The organism is Anaeromyxobacter sp. Red801 (assembly GCF_049201065.2).
Lineage (GTDB): Bacteria > Myxococcota > Myxococcia > Myxococcales > Anaeromyxobacteraceae > Anaeromyxobacter.
Map to the genome: position 1 here is coordinate 3,982,564 of NZ_CM181236.1, position 16,637 is coordinate 3,999,200.

Consider the following 16,637-nt stretch of genomic DNA (forward strand, 5'->3'; position numbering starts at 1 on the left):
TCAAGCTGCTGATGGAGCGGCGCATCCTCGGGGCGAATGGGCTCCGGTTCCGGAGGCGGTCGAACCGGCGGCTGCGGGTTCGGTCGAAGAGCCGTCGCAGCAGCCTCGGCGTGTTCAGGGCGACGCACTTCGCCATGGACACCGTTTACCGGAGGATGTTCACCATCCTCGCCCGTTGGACGCACGCCAGGTTCGGCGGCGCCCCGCGCACGCGCGAACGCGAGAGCCACAATGAACTGCGCGACGCGCTCCTTCAGCGTTCGCGATCGAGCCGTGTTTCGGTGACCGAGCTCGTCCTGAACGGCGCGGAGAACGCTCTCGTCCTGCTGCGAACGAGCGACCAGCGCCTCGAGAGCATCGATCCCAGTCGTGCAGTACGGTCGGTCCGGCACGCGACTTCCCCCGCGCGTTTCGTCAGGCGCTCGACGCGCTCTGACCCGAAGTGAGGGCCGAGAATAGCACCGCGCCAGACAAACTCGGTGTCCCCACGCAGGGAGACAGACGAACGTCAACGAGCGCGTTTGTGACAGGCCGTCAGAGGCCAGGCGCACGGACGTTACGCCTGGATGGCGTTCGTTGCGTCGCGAACGCGCGCAAGGAGCGCCTGAACATCAGGGTCGCGGGCTGCCATCGCGTCGAGGTCGGATTCGATCTGACCGAGCGCGCTTCGCAGCATCTTGCCCACCTCCTTCACGACGACCTGTTCGACTGCGATCGCGGCAGGAGAACGTGCGAAGTAGTCGAAGACCGCCGGTGTGACGCCTTGGCAGTCGGCGACGAACCGCCCCCATCTTTCACTGCTCGCACATTCGCCGTTGAGCGCTTGAAGATCCTGCTGAAGAAGCTGGGCGAAGTGGGTCATCGTCTGCACCGCATCCTCCACGGAGACCGCGGACGCCGAGCGGATGAAGTCGACCGACTTCCAGGATGGCGCGAGCAGCGCCGCGGCTCCCGCCGCGTTCTCCCCGTTTCGGGGCGATTCGCATCTAGGTGCGTTCACGGCGGACGGCACCCGGTCGCCGAGCCGTCTCAGTGCAGTCTGGTAGTCACGAAGTGCTCGCGCGAATCCCTGCGCCTTCTCAACGCTCGAGAACATGTATTGTTCGTTGAGCCCATCCTGCGTGCTGAGACCGACCTGCGCATACTCCGTCACCGGTATCTGGTAGTTCTCACGAAACCGACGATCCGCCGAGCCATCCTTGTTGCACTTCGCCCATGTGTATTCGACCACCGCCGCATCGGATGGGACGCCATCCTGTTCGATGAACCGCGACGTCGAGTACTCGATGTTGACCTCGCGCAGGTCGATGAGCGCCAGCTCGGATCTGTTCTGCAGCAGGAGGAACGCCGGGCACACAACGAGATCGGCCCCGTTTGCGTTCTGAAGGCGAAGGCGCTTGCCGGGAGTCTTGAGGACTTCGTCGCCGTCCACGACGGTGAACTGAACTGGCCGCCGGTCGAGCATCCTGTCGGCCGAGGATCGGGTGCGGCAACGATCGTTCGCGTGCTTGCTGGTGATGTCCCAGATCCGGACGCACCCCGCGAGCGCGACGAATGCCTGCGTTAGCTGCTCGAACGCCTCGCCCGTCTCAGAATCGTTCGCGAACTCGGCATCCACGAATGCTCCCGCGAGGCGCTCATGAAGGGCGCCGAGTTCCGCCGTCCTCGCCGCAACCGCGGAGCGCCGCTCCGGAATCCTTCTCTTGAGGAAAAGCCCCAGAAGCCAGCTCTGCGCGTTCCGCAGCCGCCGCTGAGCCTTCGCGAGTTCTTCCTGTGCCTTCGGGATCGCCCGCGTGACTTCGGCCCGCTCTGCGCGAACCCTGAGGATGAGGTCCTTGAGCATCCCGAGCCCATCGCTCGTGACCTCCGTGATCGGAGCGCTCTCGATCGCGGTCGCCTCTGGCAAGAGAGCCATCGGCGGCGGAGCCAACGGCGCGGACGGCTCGGCCACGGAAGCACCGGGAGACCGCACGGATGCTCCACCGAGAGAAAACTGGTGTCGGAAGGACAGGCCCGTCCCGGGAATCCCGAGATTCAGGGCTGTGCCGCGCGGACCGATGTTCACGCTAGCACCGCGCGGCCCAACGGTCGCCGAGATGCCGCGCGCTGAGAAGTTCAGCCGAACGCCCGGGAATAGCGTCACGCGTCGAGAGAAGCGAAGACCCATGTCGGTCCCCCAGGATCGCGGCGCCGCACTCGCAGAACTGGATCAGGGCAGACGCCGCGGCCAAAAACGCAATGCGCCCTGATAATCGCATCCGCTTCGGAGCGATCGCCGAAGTCTAACCGCCGCACCCCACCCATGGTCAACGCTCCGACGCGGCGCCCGTGCCGTCCGATGATCCTCTTCCGACTTAGAGATGGCGAGGCGGAGATCGACGGCGTCCGCTTCGAGATCGAGGAGCCCTTCGGCGACAGCTCACGTTACTGGATCGGCCCGAATCTGCCCGGGGTCGTTCCGCAGACTGCGTCCGTTCGGCATGCGTTCGAGCAGGTCCCGGAGTGGAAGCGCTGGGCGCGGATCGTGATCTTCGTGGTGTCCTTGCGGCTGCCGCGGCTTCGAGGCTGGCCGGACGTTGAGCGCAGGTCTCGACGATGGTGTGGTCGGCTGTCCTCCTCTGGCCGACCTCGGACACGTCTCCACCTCGACGCCTCCGCCCGCCGGTTTCGCCCTCCGTGTATCCTCCGCCGGGGAGGTGGTCGCATGAGCTGGTGGAATCGGAAGCCCGCCGTCGCCCAGGCCGGTTCGGTGCTGTTCCGCGGGAAGTGGGCGGCGCGGCCCGAGGACTTCGCCTCGGTCGGCGAGCGCGGCGTGCGGCTCGGAGCGGTGACGCGCGGTGCCGACGGCGGCTGGACCGCGGCGCTCGAGCACGACGGCTGGGGAACGGCGACGCTGGTGGTGATGCCGGACCCGCCGCTCCCTCCGGACAGCCTCGCCGACATGGACGGGCGGCTGACGGGCGCGGAAAAGGAGGCGGTGAAGTCCTGTCGGTACGCCGTGGGGGTCAGCACCGGCTCGCGCTCGGGGAACGTCCTCGCGGACCGGAAGGACCTGCTGCGCTTCCTGCGGGCGGTGATGGGGCGTGAGGGGGTGGCCGCGGTGGACCACCAGGCCCAGGCGTTCTGGTCCCGGGACGCCCTCGACGACGAGCTCGCGCACGACGCGGACCTCGACATCGACGCGATCCACACGCTGCACCTCCTGTACGACCCGGACGCGCCGGCCTCCGGCGACGGCGACCGGCCGGTGTTCTGGCTCCACAGCCACGGCCTGAAGGAGATCGGCTTCCGGGACTTCGACGTGCTCGCTCCGGATCCCGCGGTGCACGGCCACGCGCACGACCTGCTCCGCGCGCTCGCCTTCGGCGTGGTCGAGGGGCGGCTCGCGCCCGGCGGGGAGCCGATGCCGCTCGTGGATCGGGAGCAGGTCCTGGCGGTGCCGGCGCGCACGTTCGTCGCGGGCGCGGGCCGCGACCACGCCGACTACCGCGCCAGCGTGGACGACGAGCACCTCGACGGCCACGTGGTCGTCTGCGATGCGACCAGCGGCGGCTGGCTCGCGCGCCTCGTCGGCCGCGGTGCGCCGCGCCCGTCGCGCTTCCTCCAGGCCCCGGTGCCGGAGGAGGTCCTCATCCACTACTCGATCTCCGCCACCGAGCTGATGGCGCGGCGCGCCCGGGAGACGCTCGACGTCCTCCGCGGCGCCGTCGAGGAGCTCGCCGAGTTCGGCTTCCCGGCGCTGGTGAAGCTCGGGCTGCGCGTGGACGGCGGGGAGGACGGTCGCGAGCACCTGTGGTTCCAGGTGCACGGCTTCCAGGCGGGCGCCGTGGACGCCACCCTCGTCAACGCGCCGTTCCACATCGCGGGGCTGAAGGAGGGCGACCGCGCCGTCCACCCGCTGGAGCTGCTCAGCGACTGGGTGATCTTCACGCCGGGCGGCCGCATCGACCCGCGCCAGACGCGCACGCTGCGCTTCATCCGCGCCAACCTGCCGGAGCTCCGCGAGGCGATGAGCGCGAGCGCGAGCGACTAGGACGATGGCGCGTCGAACGCCGCCGGCTCGACGCAGCACTGCCCTGCCCGGTCCGCCGCGACCTCGAAGTACCTCGCCTTGCTCGTGAGCGCCTCGGCGCGCTTCGCCGGGGCCTTGGCCGCCTGCGCCCTCAGCCGCGCGGCGCCCTCGCGCCAGAGCTGGACGACCTGCGGCGGCGCGGGCGTGCGCGCGGTCGCGCCGAACGGGATGGAGCGCGGGCTGCGGACGGACCCGCCCTCGGCTGCGAGGAAGGCCTCGAGCTCCGGTCGGTGGAACGCCCCGACGAACGCGAGCACCCTGTGCGCGCCGCGCCGGCGGATGGCCTCCAGCGCCTGCTGGTGGAGCCACGCCTGGCGCCGGTTCCAGCCGGGATTGCCTGCGAGGTAGCGCGCGCGGACGTTCAGCATGGACAGGACCGCCGCATCCTGGCGAGGCGAGTGGACCTCGGCGAAGGTGAGCGGGTGGTCCATGCGGGCGTCGAGCTCGGCCGTCTCCTCCTCGTACGCGCGCCGGTCGGCAGGTTCGGGCTCGGGATCGGCGTCCACGCCGACGTCCTCGTCCCGGAACCAGTCGATGGGGCTGACCGCGATCCCCTTGCTCTGGCCGAGCCAGGTCACGTAGCCCATCTCGAACGGCCCGTCCTCGAGGTGTCCGCGCGCGAAGGGCTCGGGGCGGATCTCGACGAGGATGAGGTCGGGGCGATAGGTCTCGATGAGCCCGGCCAGATGCGAGAGCGGATAGGCGGACTCGGTGAGGTGCGACCGGTGGATCGTCCCCACGACCACCGCCTCGAAGCTCGCGGTCGCCGGGTCGTCGGGAGGTGACGGATGGGCGGAGCGTGAAGAGGCATTCGTCGCGCAGCCGACGAGGGCCATCGCGGCGAGTGTGGCGAGCGGGAGCTTCGGTGTGGTCATGGGGAGAACGGACGCAACGCCGACCGCGGCGGGGAGGGGGGTCTCGCGTGAAGCGACCTCTGACGGGTCGCTGCCGTGCCAGCGTAGCATCGCACTCCGCGCGAAGACAGCGGCGCGGTCCGTGCCGGGCGGGGATCGTCAGCGCCCCGGCGGCGCCCTCGGCCCGGGCTCGACCGCCTCGACGAGCGCACGCGTCTGCCGGTCGAACGTGACGCGGAGTGGTCCGGTGACGCCGGGTCGGCTGGCCCGGAAGTGGACGTCCCACACGGTGGCGCGGGGATGCACCTCCACGAGGACGCACGCGTAGCCGCTCCGGCCGCACCAGCCGTAGCCGCGCTCGACGGCCTCGCGCCTCGACATGGGGGGCGGCGGCGGCGGGGGCGGCGGGGGGCGCGCGGGCACCACGACCACGGCGCGCGGCGGCGGGGGTGCAGGCCTCACGACGATCGTGCGCGGGTGGGTGACCACCACGGTCGCGGCGGCGACGAGGGACGAGACGGCGGTGAGCGGGGCGATCATGGCTCCTCCTCGGGAACGCGGGCGGCTCAGCGCTGCGGGGCGGCGACGCGGTGGCCGTGCACCTCGACGGTCCCCGAGCCGCGGCGGCCCTGGATCTCGGCGTGCGACTCGAGCCGCGCGATCGCGCCGTCGGCGTCGAAGGTGATCCGGGCCCGGGCCTCCGACACCCGTCCGCCCTCCCCGCCACCCGGCACCACCTCGAGCGCGCGCTTCGCGCCGGTCGCCGGATCCACCTCGACCACGACGGCCGAGATGGCGCCGCCGGCGGGCGACCTCACCTCGACGAGGGCGCTGCCGCCCGGCCCCGGCGACGGGCGCACCGCGACCTGCGCGCCGGGCAAGGAGAACGGCGCGAGCGTGAGCGGCCCGAGGAGCTGGACGCCGCCGCCGCGACCGCCGCGCGCGCCGCCGCCCGAGCCGGAGAGCTGGCGAACCTGCACGGTCCCGTCGGGCGCGTAGGTGATCTCGCGGGTCCAGGCGATCTCGCGGGAGCGCCGGCCGCCCGAGGCGCGCCCCTCGGCCTGGACCTGCACCGGCGAACGCGCCAGCTCCGCGAGCTGGGCGGCCTCCCTGGCGCGAGCGCGGGCGACGAGGTCCGCGTCGGAGGCGGCGGCCGGCGCGGGGGAGGAGAGCGCGAGGACGGCGAGGGCGAGCAGGGACAGCGGTTCGGTGTGGGTCATGCCCCTTCGGACGCCGCCGCGCCGTGGCGCCCTACGCGGCGTCCCACCATGATTCGCGGCGCCGTAGGGTGCGGGCCGGCGGCGGCGTCGAAGGGAAGAGCGCGACGAGATCGGAGCGAGCGGGGCGGCGTGCCGGACCATCGAGAGGCCGACATCGAGCGGATCATCCGGGAGACCGCGCCGCGGCTCTACCGGCTCGCCGCGCGCCTCACCGGCGATCCGTCCGAGGCGGAGGACGTCTTGCAGGAGAGCTACGTGCGGGCCTGCACCCAGCTCGCGGGACGCGGGTTCGAGGGACGGTCGTCCACCGAGACCTGGCTCCACCGCATCGTGGTGAACGCGGCGCTGGACGTCCTGCGGTCGCGCCGGCGGCGCAGCGCCCGGGAGTCCCGGGGCGCGCCGGTGGACGAGGTGCTGGACCCGAGCAGCTCGCTCGAGGCGCGCGCCGCGCTGCGCGAGCTGTCCGGGTGGCTGGAGGACCTCCCTCCCGAGCAGCGCGTCGCGCTCGTGCTGAAGGAGCTCGAGGGCCGCAGCGCCGCGGAGATCGCGAGCCTCCTCGGGTGCTCGGAGGGCGCGGTGGAGCAGCGGCTGGTGCGCGCGCGGGCGTTCCTGCGCGAGAGGAGGAAGCATGGCTGACCACGAGACCGACGACGCGCGCCTCGCCCGGCTGCGGGCCGCCACCGAAGCGCTCGCGCCGCCCGCGGCGCTGGTGGCGCGGCTGGAGGCCGCCGTCGCGGCCCGGCTGCGCGAGCCGCCCGCCTGGCTGCTCATCGCCGGCCGGGCCCGGCCGCTCGCGCTCGGCGCGGCGGCGCTCACCGCGGCGATGCTGTTTCTGGGCTGGCGCGCCGAGCGGACCTTCGAGGACCAGGTCTCGCGCTCCGCCTACGTGCTGGAGGCGATGCCGTGACCCGCGCCCGCTGGCAGGTGGTGCTCGTGCTGGCGCTCGTGTTCGTCGCGGGCGGCGTGACCGGCGCGGTGCTCTCGCGCGCCGTGGTCCAGCGCGCCGTGGCCCGGCTGCTCGAGGGCCCGCCGGAGCAGGTCCGCACCCGCGCGATCCTGTTCCGCCTGAGCCGGGAGCTGGACCTCTCCCGCGAGCAGCGCGACGCGCTCCGCGCGGTGCTCGAGCGCCACCAGGGCGAGCTCGCCGCGATCCGGCGCACCGTGTACCCGCAGCTCGAGGCCGCGCGCCGGAGGCAGTGGGCCGAGATGCGGGGGGTGCTCGACGAGCGGCAGCGCCCCGCGTTCGACCGCACGGTGGAGGAGCTCGAGCGGCGGCTGGCCCGGTCCATCGCGCCGACCCCCGCCGCGCCGGCGGCGCCGGTCGAGTGATCTCGCCATACCGCCGCGTCCTCGTCGCGCAGCGCCACCGCCCGGTCACCCCAGCTGCGCCTTGATGAGCTCGGTGATCCAGCCCATCACCAGCCGCACCGGACGCGGCGCGTTGCGCCCGTGCGGGTGGACGAGCGACACCGGGAGCGGCTCGCACGTGTGCTGCGGCAGGATCTCGACGAGGTCGCCGGCGGTGACGGACGGGAGCAGGCCTGCCCGCGGCGCCTGGATGATGCCCAGGCCGGCGAGGCACGCGGCGTGGAACGAGTCGCTGCTGTTGACCGTCACGACGGCGCGCATCGGACGCTCGCGATAGGCGTCGCCGTCCCGGTACTCGAACCCCGGCGCGCCGTCCCCGAACCGCGAGGCGTAGTGCACGAGCAGGTGGCCGTCGAGGTCCTCGAGCGACCGCGGGGTGCCGTACCGCCTCAGGTATCCGGGGCTGGCGCAGTTCATCATGGGCATCTCGCCGAGCCGGCGCGCGAGCAGCCCGGAGGCGTCGAGCTTTCCGACGCGCAGCACGCAGTCGAAGCCCTCGCGGACGACGTCCACGCGGCGGTCGGTCGTGCTGAGCTGCACCTCGAGGTTCGGGTGCGCGGCGAGCAGCTCGGGGAGCCTCGGGATGAACAGCGAGCGCGCGAGGCTCTGGGGCATGTCCACGCGCACGCGCCCCCGGAGCATGCTCGGCGCCTGGAACATCGCGGCCAGCTCGTCCGCCTCGGCGACGAGCTGCCGCGCGCGGCCGAGCAGTTCCTCGCCGCTCGGGGTGAGGCGCACGGCGCGCGTGGACCGCTGCAGGAGCCGCGTGCCGAGCAGGGCCTCCAGGTCGCGCACCCCGCCGGACACCCGCGCCTTCGAGAGGCCGAGGTGCTCGGCCGCCCGCGTGAAGCTCGCCAGCTCGGCCACCTTCACGAACATCCGCAGCGCTTCGAGGTTCATGGGCCAATATTCGGCTTTACGAGACAGTGTGTCACGTCCCGATTGGCTTCTCGCGCTCCCAGCCCGCCGCTACTGTTCCCCCACACCGAACGACCACCCCGGTGCAGGAGGAAGGACCATGGCAGGAACCTCGAAGACCCCGATCGCGCTCATCACCGGCGGCAGCCGCGGCCTCGGGCGGAGCATGGCGTTGCACCTCGCGGAGCGAGGGGTCGACGTCCTCTTCACCTACCGCTCCGCGGCCACCGAGGCGAGCGAGGTCCGCGAGCGCATCCGCGCCCTCGGGCGAACGGCGGTCGCCCTCCCGCTCGACGTCGCCGACAGCGGGTCGTTCGCCGCCTTCGCGGGGCGCGTGGCGGCGGAGCTGGAGCGGACCTGGGGGACCCGGCAGCTCGACTACCTCGTCAACAACGCCGGGATCGCACTCCACGCCAGCATCGCGGAGACCACCGAGGCGCAGCTCGACGAGATCTACGCCGTCCACCTCAAGGCGCCGTTCCTGCTCTCGCAGCGGCTCCTGCCGCTCATCGCGGACGGCGGGCGCATCCTCAACGTGTCGAGCGGGCTGACGCGCATGACCTTCCCCGGCTCGGCGGCGTACGGCGCGATGAAGGCCGCGGTGGAGGTCTTCACCCGGTACCTGGCGAAGGAGCTGGGCCCGCGGCGGATCACCGCCAACGTGATCGCCCCCGGCGCGATCGCGACCGACTTCAGCGGCGGAAGGGTCCGCGACGATCCCGAGGTGAACCGGATGGTCGCCTCCATGACCGCGCTGGGTCGGGTGGGCCTGCCGGACGACATCGGCGGCGCGGTCGCGCTCCTGCTCTCGCCCGAGGGCGCGTGGATCAACGGTCAGCGGATCGAGGCCTCGGGCGGCCAGGGCCTGTGACCCGCGGGCCGCTCCACCCGCACAGGTCCCCACGTAACGCCGCGCCGGATGGCGGCCACTGTCTCCGGAGACGAACGACACCCGGGAGACCGCCGTGGCACGAAAGCCGAACGCATCCCTCCTCGACGCAGGCGATCGTTTCCCGGCGCTCGAGCTCACGCTGACCGACGGAGCGTCGCTCACGCTGCCGGCCGACCTCCGGCACCCATACGGCGTGGTGCTCGTCAACCGGGGCGCGTGGTGTCCGTTCTGCGTGGCCCAGCTCAGGGCCTTCCAGTCCGGCCTGGCGAGGCTCGCCGAGGAGGGCATCGGCGTGGTCAGCCTCTCGGCCGACGCACGTGACCAGGCCTCGGCCATGGTGGAGGAGCACCGGCTCGAGTTTCCGGTCGCCTTCGGGGCCTCCCTCGACGCGATCGCGGGGAGGTTGGGCGTCTACTACGATCCGCACCCGACCCACGCGCCGCCGCACCTGCAGTCCGCCGGGTTCGTGCTCGGCCCCGGAGGCACGGTGTTGCTCGCCGTGTACAGCTCGGGCGCCATCGGGCGGCTCGTGTGGCAGGACGTGCTCGGCCTGGTGAAGTACCTGAAGTCGCACGCCTGACGCGATGCGCGACCCGTCCGCGATGGAGGCGCCGCGGGGCGCGCGGCCCCGGGAGGCCACGGCGAGGGACCGCGCCGTCGGCGTCGCCTGCGCCGTGCTCTCGGTCCTGCTCTTCTCGAGCTTCACGCTCGCCTCGCGCCTGGGCCTCTCGTCCAGCCTGCGGCTGCCGGACCTCGCCGCCCTCCGGTTCGGCATCGGCGGCACCCTGCTCCTGCCGTTGCTCCTCCGCGGCGGCCGCCGCGCGACCTGGCGCGACGCGGGAGCGCTGGCGTTCCTCGGCGGGCTGGGCTTCGCGCTCCTCGCGTACGCCGGCTTCTCCCTGGCCCCCGCCGCGCATGGCGCGGTGCTCCTGCACGGCACGCTGCCGCTGTTCACCTCCGCGCTCGTGCGCGCCACGGCGGAGCGTCGGCGGGCCGGGCCGCGCGCGGCCGGGCTCGTCCTCATCGGGCTTGGCATCGCGCTCATGGCGTACGACAGCCTGGCGGTCGCCAGCGCAGGCCAGCTCGCGGGAGACGGCCTGCTCCTGCTCGCGTCCCTCTCCTGGTCCGCCTACGGCGTGATGGCCCGTCGCGTCGACCTGCCTCCGGCGACCGCGGCCGCGACGGTCGCGGTGCTCTCGTCGGTCGCCTTCCTCCCGCCCTATGCGGCGTGGCCCGGGAAGGCGCTCCTCGTCGTGGGCCCGCGGGAGCTCCTGCTGCAGGCGGTCGTGCAGGGCGCGCTGGTCGGGGCGGCGTCCATCTTCGTCTACACGCGCGCGGTCGCGGCGCTGGGGCCCGCCACGACGGCGCTCTTCGCCCCGGCCGTCCCCTGCATCACCACGCTCGCCGCGATCCCGCTGCTCTCCGAGCACCCGAGCGGCGCCGCGCTGGCCGGCGTCGCGGTGGTCACCGTCGGCATGGTCGCGGCCGCGCGCCCGTCGAGCGGCGGCCGGGCACGCGCCGAGGCCTGACGGGCCCCGGCGCTCAGGCCCGGGGCAGGCGCGCGGACGCGAGCGCGCGCTCGAGCCAGGCGGCCTGGCGGCTCCGTTCGGCGGCGAAGCCCTCCGGGTCGCCGGCCAGCACCGCGGCCGCCCGCGCAGCAGCGAAGGCCGCCGCGGCGACGTTCCCTGCCCGCGCGAACGCCTCCGCGTCGCCGGAGTACCCGCGGAGCAACGCCGCGCGCTCCGCCGTGACCCCGCCGGCGGCGAGCGCGGCCTCGACCCGCGCGCGGACGGTCTCGGAGCAGTGCGCGGCGAACGCGCGCGCGATCTCGGGCCACGCCTCGACGCGCCTCACCAGCCGGCCCCGCGACGCCACGAGCTGGTGCGACGTCTCCCGCGCGTCGTCCGAGAGCTCCGCGTCCCAGAGCTCCTCGTCGATCCAGTAGGGCAGGTCCACGGGCCGGCAGGCGTGGATCCCGTCCTCCGGCCGCGCCTCGACCCAGGGGCCGGCCGCGCCGCCGTCGGGGGTCGGCCACCGGAACCCGCTGAACGGGCCGACGGCGCCGCGGGACAGGAACTTGTACGCGATCACGCCCCTCCCCTCCTCTCCCGGCTCCGTGACGCTCACGGCGTCTTCTTCCACTCGCGGAACGCCGCGAGCAGCGTCTCGCGCGAGCCTGCCGGCAGGTCGTCCTCGGTCAGGCGGCCGGCGGTCGCGATGGTCGCGCGGATCTGGTCCAGGTAGACCCTGCACGGCGCGCAGTAGCAGAGGTGCATCTCGAAGCGCGTGCGCTCGGCGAGCGGCAGCCGACGCTCGACGTAGTCGGAGGCCAGCTCCACGAGCTCGCGGCAGGACAGCTCGGTCGCGGACACGGGAGTCCTCACGGGCGCCCCCCCTTCTCGAGGTGCTGCTCGAGCGCGGCCCTGACCTTCGAGCGCGCGCGGTGCAGGAGCACGCGCTGGTTGCCCTCGGAGATGCCGAGGATCGCGCAGACCTCGTCGGAGTCGAGCCCCTCCACGTCGCGGAGCGTCATCACCGTCCGCTGCCGGACCGGGAGCCGCTCGATCTCCGCCCTCGCGAGCGCGGCCGTCTCGACGGCCGCGAGCCGCTCGTCCGCCCACGGCTGGGGAGGCTGGGACCAGTTGTTCGCGTAGCGCGCACCCTCCGGCTGGAAGCGCTCCGGCGCCACCGGCGGTCCGTCGTCGCCGTCCTCCTCGAGCGACGACAGCGGCACGAACCGACCCTCGCGCACGCTCCTGCCCTTCGCGCAGTACGCGGTGATGCGGAAGATCCAGCTCTTCACCGAGGCGCGGCCCTCGAAGTCGTCGATCCCCTTCAGGACGCCGAGCCACGCCTCCTGGACCGCGTCCTCGGCGGTCGCGTCGGAGCGCAGGTACATGCGCGCGATCCGGACCATGGCGCCGTGGTAGCGCTTCACGAGGGCCAGGAAGGCAGCCTCGTCGCCGAGTCGCAGCGCGGCGACCAGCCCCCACTCGTCGTGGAGCCCCGGGGTCGGGGAGCCGATCGCCCTCGTCGCTGCGCCGTTCAACGGGACCTCCCGCGACTCGCGGCGCCACGGCCGCGCCGCGCGCGGGAGTGTCCGCGGCCGACGGCGCCGTTACGCGCGGGCCCCATCGGGAGGCTCTCGGCCTCGAGGGTCACACGCCGCCGAACCATTCGTGCCCTTGGCGCACCTCGTCCTCCCCGGGTCACTTCGCCCCGTCGCCCATCTGACCGTCGGCGTGGCCCATGCCGGCGCCGTGCTCCATCGCGCCGTGCTTCGCGCTGTCCATGCCGTCGCGCTTCGCGTGGTCCATGCCGTCGCGCTTCGCGTGGTCCATGCCGCCGTGCTTCGCCTTCGGATCCACCGCCTGCTTCTTCGTCTCCTTCCTCCCGGCGCGGGGCGCCTGCGCCCCGCCCGGCTTCATGGCGCCCTCGGTCTTCATCGCGGCGCCGCCTTCCATCCCGCCGCTGCCCTCCGCGCGAGCGAGGGACAGGAGCGACGTGCTGCAGAGCGCGACCAGCAGGAGCTTCTTCATCGGGAATCCCTCTTCAATGGGTTAGGTCGTCACCGGCCGTTCGCCGGCCGTGGTCGAGTGCGTGGCCGGGGTGAGATCGTTACGCGCGCCATCCCATGACCCGGGGAGCACGGGCCCGGCACGCTCGACCGCGCCGGACCCGCGCCCCCGTGTGGCTAGGCCGCCTTCGCCGGGGCCGCGCGGACGACGGGGAAGTCGATCTCCGTGTCGGCGACCTGGTTCAGGTAGTTCGTGAAGACGTTCAGCACGGTGTTGGCGACGAGCTCGACGACCTGCCCGTCGTCGAACCCGGCGCGCCGGACCGCCTCGAGATCCTCGTCGTCGACGCGCCCGCGCCGCTCGACGACGCGAACGACGAAGCGCAGCGCGGCGTCGTCCTGCGGATCGGTGGCCCTCCCCTCGCGCGCCAGGGCCAGGTCGGCGTCCGACACCTGGAGGCCCTTGCCCAGCGCGGTGTGAGCGGAGAGGCAGTAGTCGCAGCCGTTCTGCTGCGCGACGGCCAGCGCGATCTGCTCGCGCAGGCGCGGGCGGAGCCGCCCCCGCGCGAGCGCGCCGGCGAGGGCGAGCGCCCCCTCGAGCGCGACGGGCGACCTCCCGATCACGCGGTAGAGGTTCGGGACGGTGCCCAGGGCCTTCTGGATCCCCGCGAACAGCTCGCGGGGCTTGCCCTCGGCGGTGGTGGGGTCGACGGGGGGAATGCGGGACATGACGGCTCCTTCCGGTGGTGCCGCCGTGAGGCGGCGGGTTGGGTGCAAAGTGTTGCGACCGGAGGCACGCGCAACAATGGAGTGCGCGACAGTTCTCCATTGCATGCGGAGGAACGACCTTGGATCGCATCGACGCGTGGACGACGTTCGCTGCCGTCGCGGAGGCCCGGAGCTTCGCCGCAGCGGCGCGGCGGCTGGGCCGCTCACCGGCCGCGGTCACGCGGGCGGTGGCTGCCCTCGAGGAGCGCCTCCGGGCGCGGCTGCTCGACCGGACCACGCGCTCGGTCGCGCTCACGGACTTCGGAGCGCAGGCGCTCGAACGGGCACGCCGCGCGCTCGTCGCGTTCGAGGAGCTCGAAGGGGCCGGCGGCGGCGCGGCCGAGCCGCACGAGCTCGGCGGGCGCCTGCGCGTGACCGCGCCGGTCGTGTTCGGCCGCCTCCACGTCCTCCCCATCGTCGAGGCGTTCCTGCGCGCCCACCCGGCGACGACGGTCCAGCTCGTCCTGCTCGATCGCGTGGTCTCGCTCGTCGACGAGGGGCTCGACGTCGCGGTCCGCCTCGGCCGGCTCCCCGACTCGTCCTTGCGGGCCACCCGCGCCGGCGAGGTGCGGCGGGGGGTCTACGTCAGCCCTGCCTACCTCCGGGCCCACGGTGCGCCGCGGACTCCTCGGGCGCTGGAGCGGCACACCTGCGTCGCCTGCCTCCCGGTGACCCCGGTGCCGGATCACTGGACGTTCTCGCGGGATGGCCGGAGCCTCGTCGCGCCGGTCTCGACGCGCCTGGTGGTGAACACGGCCGAGGCCGCCGTGGACGCCGCCCTCGCCGGCCTGGGCCCGACCTGCCTGCTCTCGTATCAGGTGGACGCGCACGTTCGCGCGGGGACGCTCGTCCGGATCCTGGCGGCGTTCGAGCCCCCGCCCATCCCGGTCCAGGTGGTCACGCCGGCCGGCCGCTTCGTGACGCCGATCGTGCGCGCCTTCGTGGACGCCAGCGTCGAGACGCTCCGCAGGGCCCTCGGGGCGCCCTCGGAGTGAGGCGCTCGGAGGGTCGGGTTCGCGCCGCTCCGGTTCCCGCCGAGGTCGCGGGCACCGCCCCGGCGAGCCGGGAGGTGCCCGCGACCGGCGTGCTCGCTCACTTCGCCGCGAGGCCGACGGCCGAGGCAGGCAGGCCGCTGACGCCCGACGCGAACGGCGTCAGCGCGCCGTCGTCGCCCACGGAGAAGCCCGCGATCGAGTGGCCGCTGGCGTCGACCGCGTACAGGAAGGCGTCGCCGCCGGCGAGGGCGAGGTCGAGCGGCTTTCCGCCCGGCAGCGTGGCCGCGATCTCCGCCCCCGGCGGAAGCGTGAGCTCGCCCTGCCGATCGATCCGGTACGCGGAGATGTCGCCGCTCCCGGCGTTGGCCACGTACGCGTGCCGCCCGTTCCTCGTGATCACCAGCCAGCAGGCCGCGCGCTGGAAGTTGGGCACGGAGGAGCTCACCACCTCCGCCGAGACCCCATCCACCGCGTACGACGACACCGCGCTCGTCCCGGAGACCCCGCCGCCTGCCTCGCTCACCACCAGGACGTCGCCGATCGTGAACGCGAACCCGAACGGCACGGCGCCGGACGAAGGCGCCGGGGTCGGCGCGGAGGCGCGGCCCTGCCGGTCGACGGCGTACAGCACGATCTCCTGCGCCGCCTTCTCCGTGACCGCCAGGACCTTTCCCGAGCGGTCGAAGGCGACCTGGGCGGCGCCGGCCGCCGTGCTGCCGAGGGGTCGCGTCGAGTCGGCCAGCGGGGTGAGGGCGCCGTGCTCGTCCAGCAGGAGCCCGGAGATGTCGCCGTCACCGCCGGCGTTCAGCGCGTAGACGAGCCCTCCGTGCTCGGCCACGCTCACGGGGAACGTGCCCCCCGACGGCGCCCGCCCGACGAGCGTCAGCCGGGCCCCGTCGATCCGGAACGACGAGATGTCGTCCGAGCCGGCGTTGACGACGAGGAGGAACCGGCCATCCGAGCTGAGGGTGACGGCGCCCTGCGAGCCGAGGACCGGCTCGCCGCCTCCCGAGCCGGCGCCGTCGGTGGGATACACGCCGGTGGCGGTCAGCGTGCCGTCCTGCCCGCGGGCGAACGCCAGCACCGCGTTGCCCGCGGCATCGTCGGTCATCGTGAAGAGGGCGCCGCCGTCCGCGCGCGGGGCGTCCGCCCGCGCAGGCGAGGTGGCGAGGAACAGGGCCAGCGCAGCTGCATGTGTGATCTTCGAGTGCATGCGTTCTTCTCCTTTGGCGTCGAGCCGCGCTCCGGTGTGCGCCTGTCGCGAGTTCGTTACGTGCCCCGCCCCGGGCGCAGCCCCGCCCCGCGCGCCCGGCCCGCGTGAAAGGCCGCGCCGTTCGGGCAGTTCGCCCGGGCGCTCCGCCGTTCGTTGCGCGATCGGCGAGGAGGTCGTTCCGCCGCCGCCCGCCGCTCACTCGCCCGCCCCGGACCTCCGCTCGATCCGGCGGTCGGGGATGAACCAGAGCGCGGCGACGAGCGCGTAGACGGCGTCGGCGGCCCAGGTGCGGACGAACGAGAGCGCGATCGCGGTCAGGTAGAGGATCGGCGACAGCTTGCCCTTCAGGTCCGCGCCGATCATCCGCCGGAGCGAGCCGCCGGCGCGGATGATGGCGCGCTGCAGGACGAGCCACGCCAGCGCCGACGCGAGCAGGACGACGCCGTAGAGGGCCGTCGGCCAGGGCGACGCCGGGTAGTGGTCGGCCCAGGCGGTGACGGCGGGGATGAGCGACAGCCAGAACAGCAGGTGGAGGTTCGCCCACATGATGCCGCCCGTCACGCCGTGGACGGTGTGCAGCAGGTGGTGGTGGTTGTTCCAGTAGATGCCGACGTACACGAAGCTCAGCACGTAGCCGAGGAACGTCGAGCGCATCGCGGCGAGCGCCTCGAGCGTGTCGCCGGGCGGCACCTTCAGCTCGAGCACCATGATGGTGATGATGATCGCGAGGACGCCGTCGCTGAACGCCTCGAGGCGGCCCTTGTTCATGGTGCGTGCACCCGCATCGCGCCAGGATGAGTCCTGGCCGAGGGACCTCTCC

Annotated in this window: 21 protein-coding genes and 1 pseudogene; 9 read left to right on the plus strand and 13 right to left on the minus strand. The window is 73.4% G+C overall.

What is annotated here, in order from left to right; genetic code table 11:
- Nucleotides 1–11 precede the first annotated feature (11 nt).
- Nucleotides 12–446: a hypothetical protein gene (locus ACOQFB_RS18300; protein WP_421609028.1), complete on the plus strand. Its 435-nt coding sequence runs from the start codon at nucleotides 12–14 to the stop codon at nucleotides 444–446.
- A 110-nt stretch (nucleotides 447–556) separates the two neighbouring features.
- Here the strand turns inward: ACOQFB_RS18300 and ACOQFB_RS18305 are convergent, their stop codons facing one another.
- Nucleotides 557–1,951: a hypothetical protein gene (locus tag ACOQFB_RS18305; RefSeq protein WP_421609117.1), complete on the minus strand. Its 1,395-nt coding sequence runs from the start codon at nucleotides 1,949–1,951 to the stop codon at nucleotides 557–559.
- Between the two features lie 108 nt (nucleotides 1,952–2,059).
- Nucleotides 2,060–2,167 (minus strand): annotated as a pseudogene (locus ACOQFB_RS18310) (DUF4236 domain-containing protein); the annotation flags it as partial.
- 537 nt (nucleotides 2,168–2,704) lie between these two features.
- On the opposite strand from ACOQFB_RS18310, the gene ACOQFB_RS18315 reads away from it, so the two are divergent.
- Nucleotides 2,705–4,033 (plus strand): DUF2314 domain-containing protein, encoded by a 1,329-nt coding sequence (locus ACOQFB_RS18315; protein ID WP_494492307.1) that lies wholly within the window; start codon nucleotides 2,705–2,707, stop codon nucleotides 4,031–4,033.
- On the opposite strand, the gene ACOQFB_RS18320 is transcribed toward ACOQFB_RS18315, so the two are convergent.
- From ACOQFB_RS18320 to ACOQFB_RS18330, 3 genes are all read right to left on the minus strand, one after another.
- Nucleotides 4,030–4,947 carry a hypothetical protein gene (locus tag ACOQFB_RS18320; RefSeq protein WP_421609030.1) on the minus strand — a complete coding sequence of 306 codons (918 nt, stop codon included), beginning with the start codon at nucleotides 4,945–4,947 and terminating at the stop codon, nucleotides 4,030–4,032. The two genes, ACOQFB_RS18315 and ACOQFB_RS18320, sit on opposite strands and share 4 nt — an antisense overlap.
- A gap of 138 nt (nucleotides 4,948–5,085) precedes the next feature.
- Entirely contained in the window at nucleotides 5,086–5,466 is a 381-nt protein-coding gene (locus tag ACOQFB_RS18325) for a hypothetical protein (protein WP_421609031.1), read from the minus strand.
- A gap of 26 nt (nucleotides 5,467–5,492) precedes the next feature.
- Nucleotides 5,493–6,146: a hypothetical protein gene (locus ACOQFB_RS18330; protein WP_421609032.1), complete on the minus strand. Its 654-nt coding sequence runs from the start codon at nucleotides 6,144–6,146 to the stop codon at nucleotides 5,493–5,495.
- Between the two features lie 129 nt (nucleotides 6,147–6,275).
- Between ACOQFB_RS18330 and ACOQFB_RS18335 the strand changes: the two genes are divergently transcribed.
- The 3 genes from ACOQFB_RS18335 to ACOQFB_RS18345 are packed head-to-tail and all read left to right on the plus strand — an operon-like array spanning nucleotide 6,276 to nucleotide 7,475.
- Nucleotides 6,276–6,782 (plus strand): RNA polymerase sigma factor, encoded by a 507-nt coding sequence (locus ACOQFB_RS18335; RefSeq protein ID WP_059436157.1) that lies wholly within the window; start codon nucleotides 6,276–6,278, stop codon nucleotides 6,780–6,782.
- Nucleotides 6,775–7,053, plus strand: a complete 279-nt coding sequence (locus ACOQFB_RS18340) for a hypothetical protein (RefSeq protein ID WP_421609033.1) — start codon at nucleotides 6,775–6,777, stop codon at nucleotides 7,051–7,053. Before ACOQFB_RS18335 ends, ACOQFB_RS18340 begins: the two co-directional genes overlap by 8 nt.
- A complete protein-coding gene (locus ACOQFB_RS18345; protein WP_421609034.1) occupies nucleotides 7,050–7,475 on the plus strand; it encodes a hypothetical protein in 426 nt (141 codons plus the stop codon). Before ACOQFB_RS18340 ends, ACOQFB_RS18345 begins: the two co-directional genes overlap by 4 nt.
- 45 nt (nucleotides 7,476–7,520) lie before the next feature.
- Here ACOQFB_RS18345 and ACOQFB_RS18350 read toward each other — a convergent pair whose 3' ends face one another.
- Nucleotides 7,521–8,414, minus strand: coding sequence for a LysR family transcriptional regulator (locus tag ACOQFB_RS18350; RefSeq protein WP_421609035.1), 894 nt, complete (start codon nucleotides 8,412–8,414; stop codon nucleotides 7,521–7,523).
- A 118-nt stretch (nucleotides 8,415–8,532) separates the two neighbouring features.
- On the opposite strand from ACOQFB_RS18350, the gene ACOQFB_RS18355 reads away from it, so the two are divergent.
- From ACOQFB_RS18355 to ACOQFB_RS18365, 3 genes are all read left to right on the plus strand, one after another.
- Nucleotides 8,533–9,303, plus strand: a complete 771-nt coding sequence (locus tag ACOQFB_RS18355) for an SDR family NAD(P)-dependent oxidoreductase (protein WP_059436161.1) — start codon at nucleotides 8,533–8,535, stop codon at nucleotides 9,301–9,303.
- A gap of 94 nt (nucleotides 9,304–9,397) precedes the next feature.
- Nucleotides 9,398–9,904: a redoxin domain-containing protein gene (locus tag ACOQFB_RS18360; protein WP_421609036.1), complete on the plus strand. Its 507-nt coding sequence runs from the start codon at nucleotides 9,398–9,400 to the stop codon at nucleotides 9,902–9,904.
- 4 nt (nucleotides 9,905–9,908) lie between these two features.
- Nucleotides 9,909–10,853: an EamA family transporter gene (locus ACOQFB_RS18365; protein ID WP_421609037.1), complete on the plus strand. Its 945-nt coding sequence runs from the start codon at nucleotides 9,909–9,911 to the stop codon at nucleotides 10,851–10,853.
- Between the two features lie 13 nt (nucleotides 10,854–10,866).
- Here the strand turns inward: ACOQFB_RS18365 and ACOQFB_RS18370 are convergent, their stop codons facing one another.
- From ACOQFB_RS18370 to ACOQFB_RS18390, 5 genes are all read right to left on the minus strand, one after another.
- Nucleotides 10,867–11,451: a hypothetical protein gene (locus tag ACOQFB_RS18370; protein WP_152643286.1), complete on the minus strand. Its 585-nt coding sequence runs from the start codon at nucleotides 11,449–11,451 to the stop codon at nucleotides 10,867–10,869.
- Nucleotides 11,448–11,696: an anti-sigma factor family protein gene (locus ACOQFB_RS18375; protein ID WP_059436165.1), complete on the minus strand. Its 249-nt coding sequence runs from the start codon at nucleotides 11,694–11,696 to the stop codon at nucleotides 11,448–11,450. The genes ACOQFB_RS18370 and ACOQFB_RS18375 overlap by 4 nt, the downstream gene beginning before the upstream one ends.
- A gap of 8 nt (nucleotides 11,697–11,704) precedes the next feature.
- Nucleotides 11,705–12,373: an RNA polymerase sigma factor gene (locus tag ACOQFB_RS18380; protein WP_421609038.1), complete on the minus strand. Its 669-nt coding sequence runs from the start codon at nucleotides 12,371–12,373 to the stop codon at nucleotides 11,705–11,707.
- Nucleotides 12,374–12,533: 160 nt separating this feature from the next.
- Nucleotides 12,534–12,863, minus strand: a complete 330-nt coding sequence (locus ACOQFB_RS18385) for a hypothetical protein (protein WP_059436166.1) — start codon at nucleotides 12,861–12,863, stop codon at nucleotides 12,534–12,536.
- 155 nt (nucleotides 12,864–13,018) lie between these two features.
- The gene (locus tag ACOQFB_RS18390; protein ID WP_059436167.1) at nucleotides 13,019–13,570 is read right to left on the minus strand and encodes a carboxymuconolactone decarboxylase family protein; all 552 of its coding nucleotides are present in this window, start codon (nucleotides 13,568–13,570) and stop codon (nucleotides 13,019–13,021) included.
- A gap of 119 nt (nucleotides 13,571–13,689) precedes the next feature.
- Here ACOQFB_RS18390 and ACOQFB_RS18395 point away from each other — a divergent pair, with 119 nt between their 5' ends.
- On the plus strand, nucleotides 13,690–14,604 hold the full coding sequence (locus ACOQFB_RS18395) for a LysR substrate-binding domain-containing protein (RefSeq protein ID WP_421609039.1): 915 nt from the start codon (nucleotides 13,690–13,692) through the stop codon (nucleotides 14,602–14,604).
- 97 nt (nucleotides 14,605–14,701) lie between these two features.
- On the opposite strand, the gene ACOQFB_RS18400 is transcribed toward ACOQFB_RS18395, so the two are convergent.
- The gene (locus ACOQFB_RS18400; RefSeq protein WP_421609040.1) at nucleotides 14,702–15,817 is read right to left on the minus strand and encodes a lactonase family protein; all 1,116 of its coding nucleotides are present in this window, start codon (nucleotides 15,815–15,817) and stop codon (nucleotides 14,702–14,704) included.
- 195 nt (nucleotides 15,818–16,012) lie between these two features.
- A complete protein-coding gene (locus ACOQFB_RS18405) occupies nucleotides 16,013–16,585 on the minus strand; it encodes a TMEM175 family protein (RefSeq protein ID WP_059436170.1) in 573 nt (190 codons plus the stop codon).
- Nucleotides 16,586–16,637: the final 52 nt, after the last annotated feature.

Coding starts and splice junctions, on each gene's coding strand:
- ACOQFB_RS18355 (WP_059436161.1), top strand. CDS start 8,533: ATGGCAGGAACCTCGAAGACCCCGATCGCGCTCATCACCGGCGGCAGC.
- ACOQFB_RS18390 (WP_059436167.1), bottom strand. CDS start 13,570: ATGTCCCGCATTCCCCCCGTCGACCCCACCACCGCCGAGGGCAAGCCC.
- ACOQFB_RS18365 (WP_421609037.1), top strand. CDS start 9,909: ATGCGCGACCCGTCCGCGATGGAGGCGCCGCGGGGCGCGCGGCCCCGG.
- ACOQFB_RS18405 (WP_059436170.1), bottom strand. CDS start 16,585: ATGAACAAGGGCCGCCTCGAGGCGTTCAGCGACGGCGTCCTCGCGATC.
- ACOQFB_RS18300 (WP_421609028.1), top strand. CDS start 12: ATGGAGCGGCGCATCCTCGGGGCGAATGGGCTCCGGTTCCGGAGGCGG.
- ACOQFB_RS18330 (WP_421609032.1), bottom strand. CDS start 6,146: ATGACCCACACCGAACCGCTGTCCCTGCTCGCCCTCGCCGTCCTCGCG.
- ACOQFB_RS18320 (WP_421609030.1), bottom strand. CDS start 4,947: ATGACCACACCGAAGCTCCCGCTCGCCACACTCGCCGCGATGGCCCTC.
- ACOQFB_RS18385 (WP_059436166.1), bottom strand. CDS start 12,863: ATGAAGAAGCTCCTGCTGGTCGCGCTCTGCAGCACGTCGCTCCTGTCC.
- ACOQFB_RS18350 (WP_421609035.1), bottom strand. CDS start 8,414: ATGAACCTCGAAGCGCTGCGGATGTTCGTGAAGGTGGCCGAGCTGGCG.
- ACOQFB_RS18325 (WP_421609031.1), bottom strand. CDS start 5,466: ATGATCGCCCCGCTCACCGCCGTCTCGTCCCTCGTCGCCGCCGCGACC.
- ACOQFB_RS18340 (WP_421609033.1), top strand. CDS start 6,775: ATGGCTGACCACGAGACCGACGACGCGCGCCTCGCCCGGCTGCGGGCC.
- ACOQFB_RS18315 (WP_494492307.1), top strand. CDS start 2,705: ATGAGCTGGTGGAATCGGAAGCCCGCCGTCGCCCAGGCCGGTTCGGTG.
- ACOQFB_RS18400 (WP_421609040.1), bottom strand. CDS start 15,817: ATGCACTCGAAGATCACACATGCAGCTGCGCTGGCCCTGTTCCTCGCC.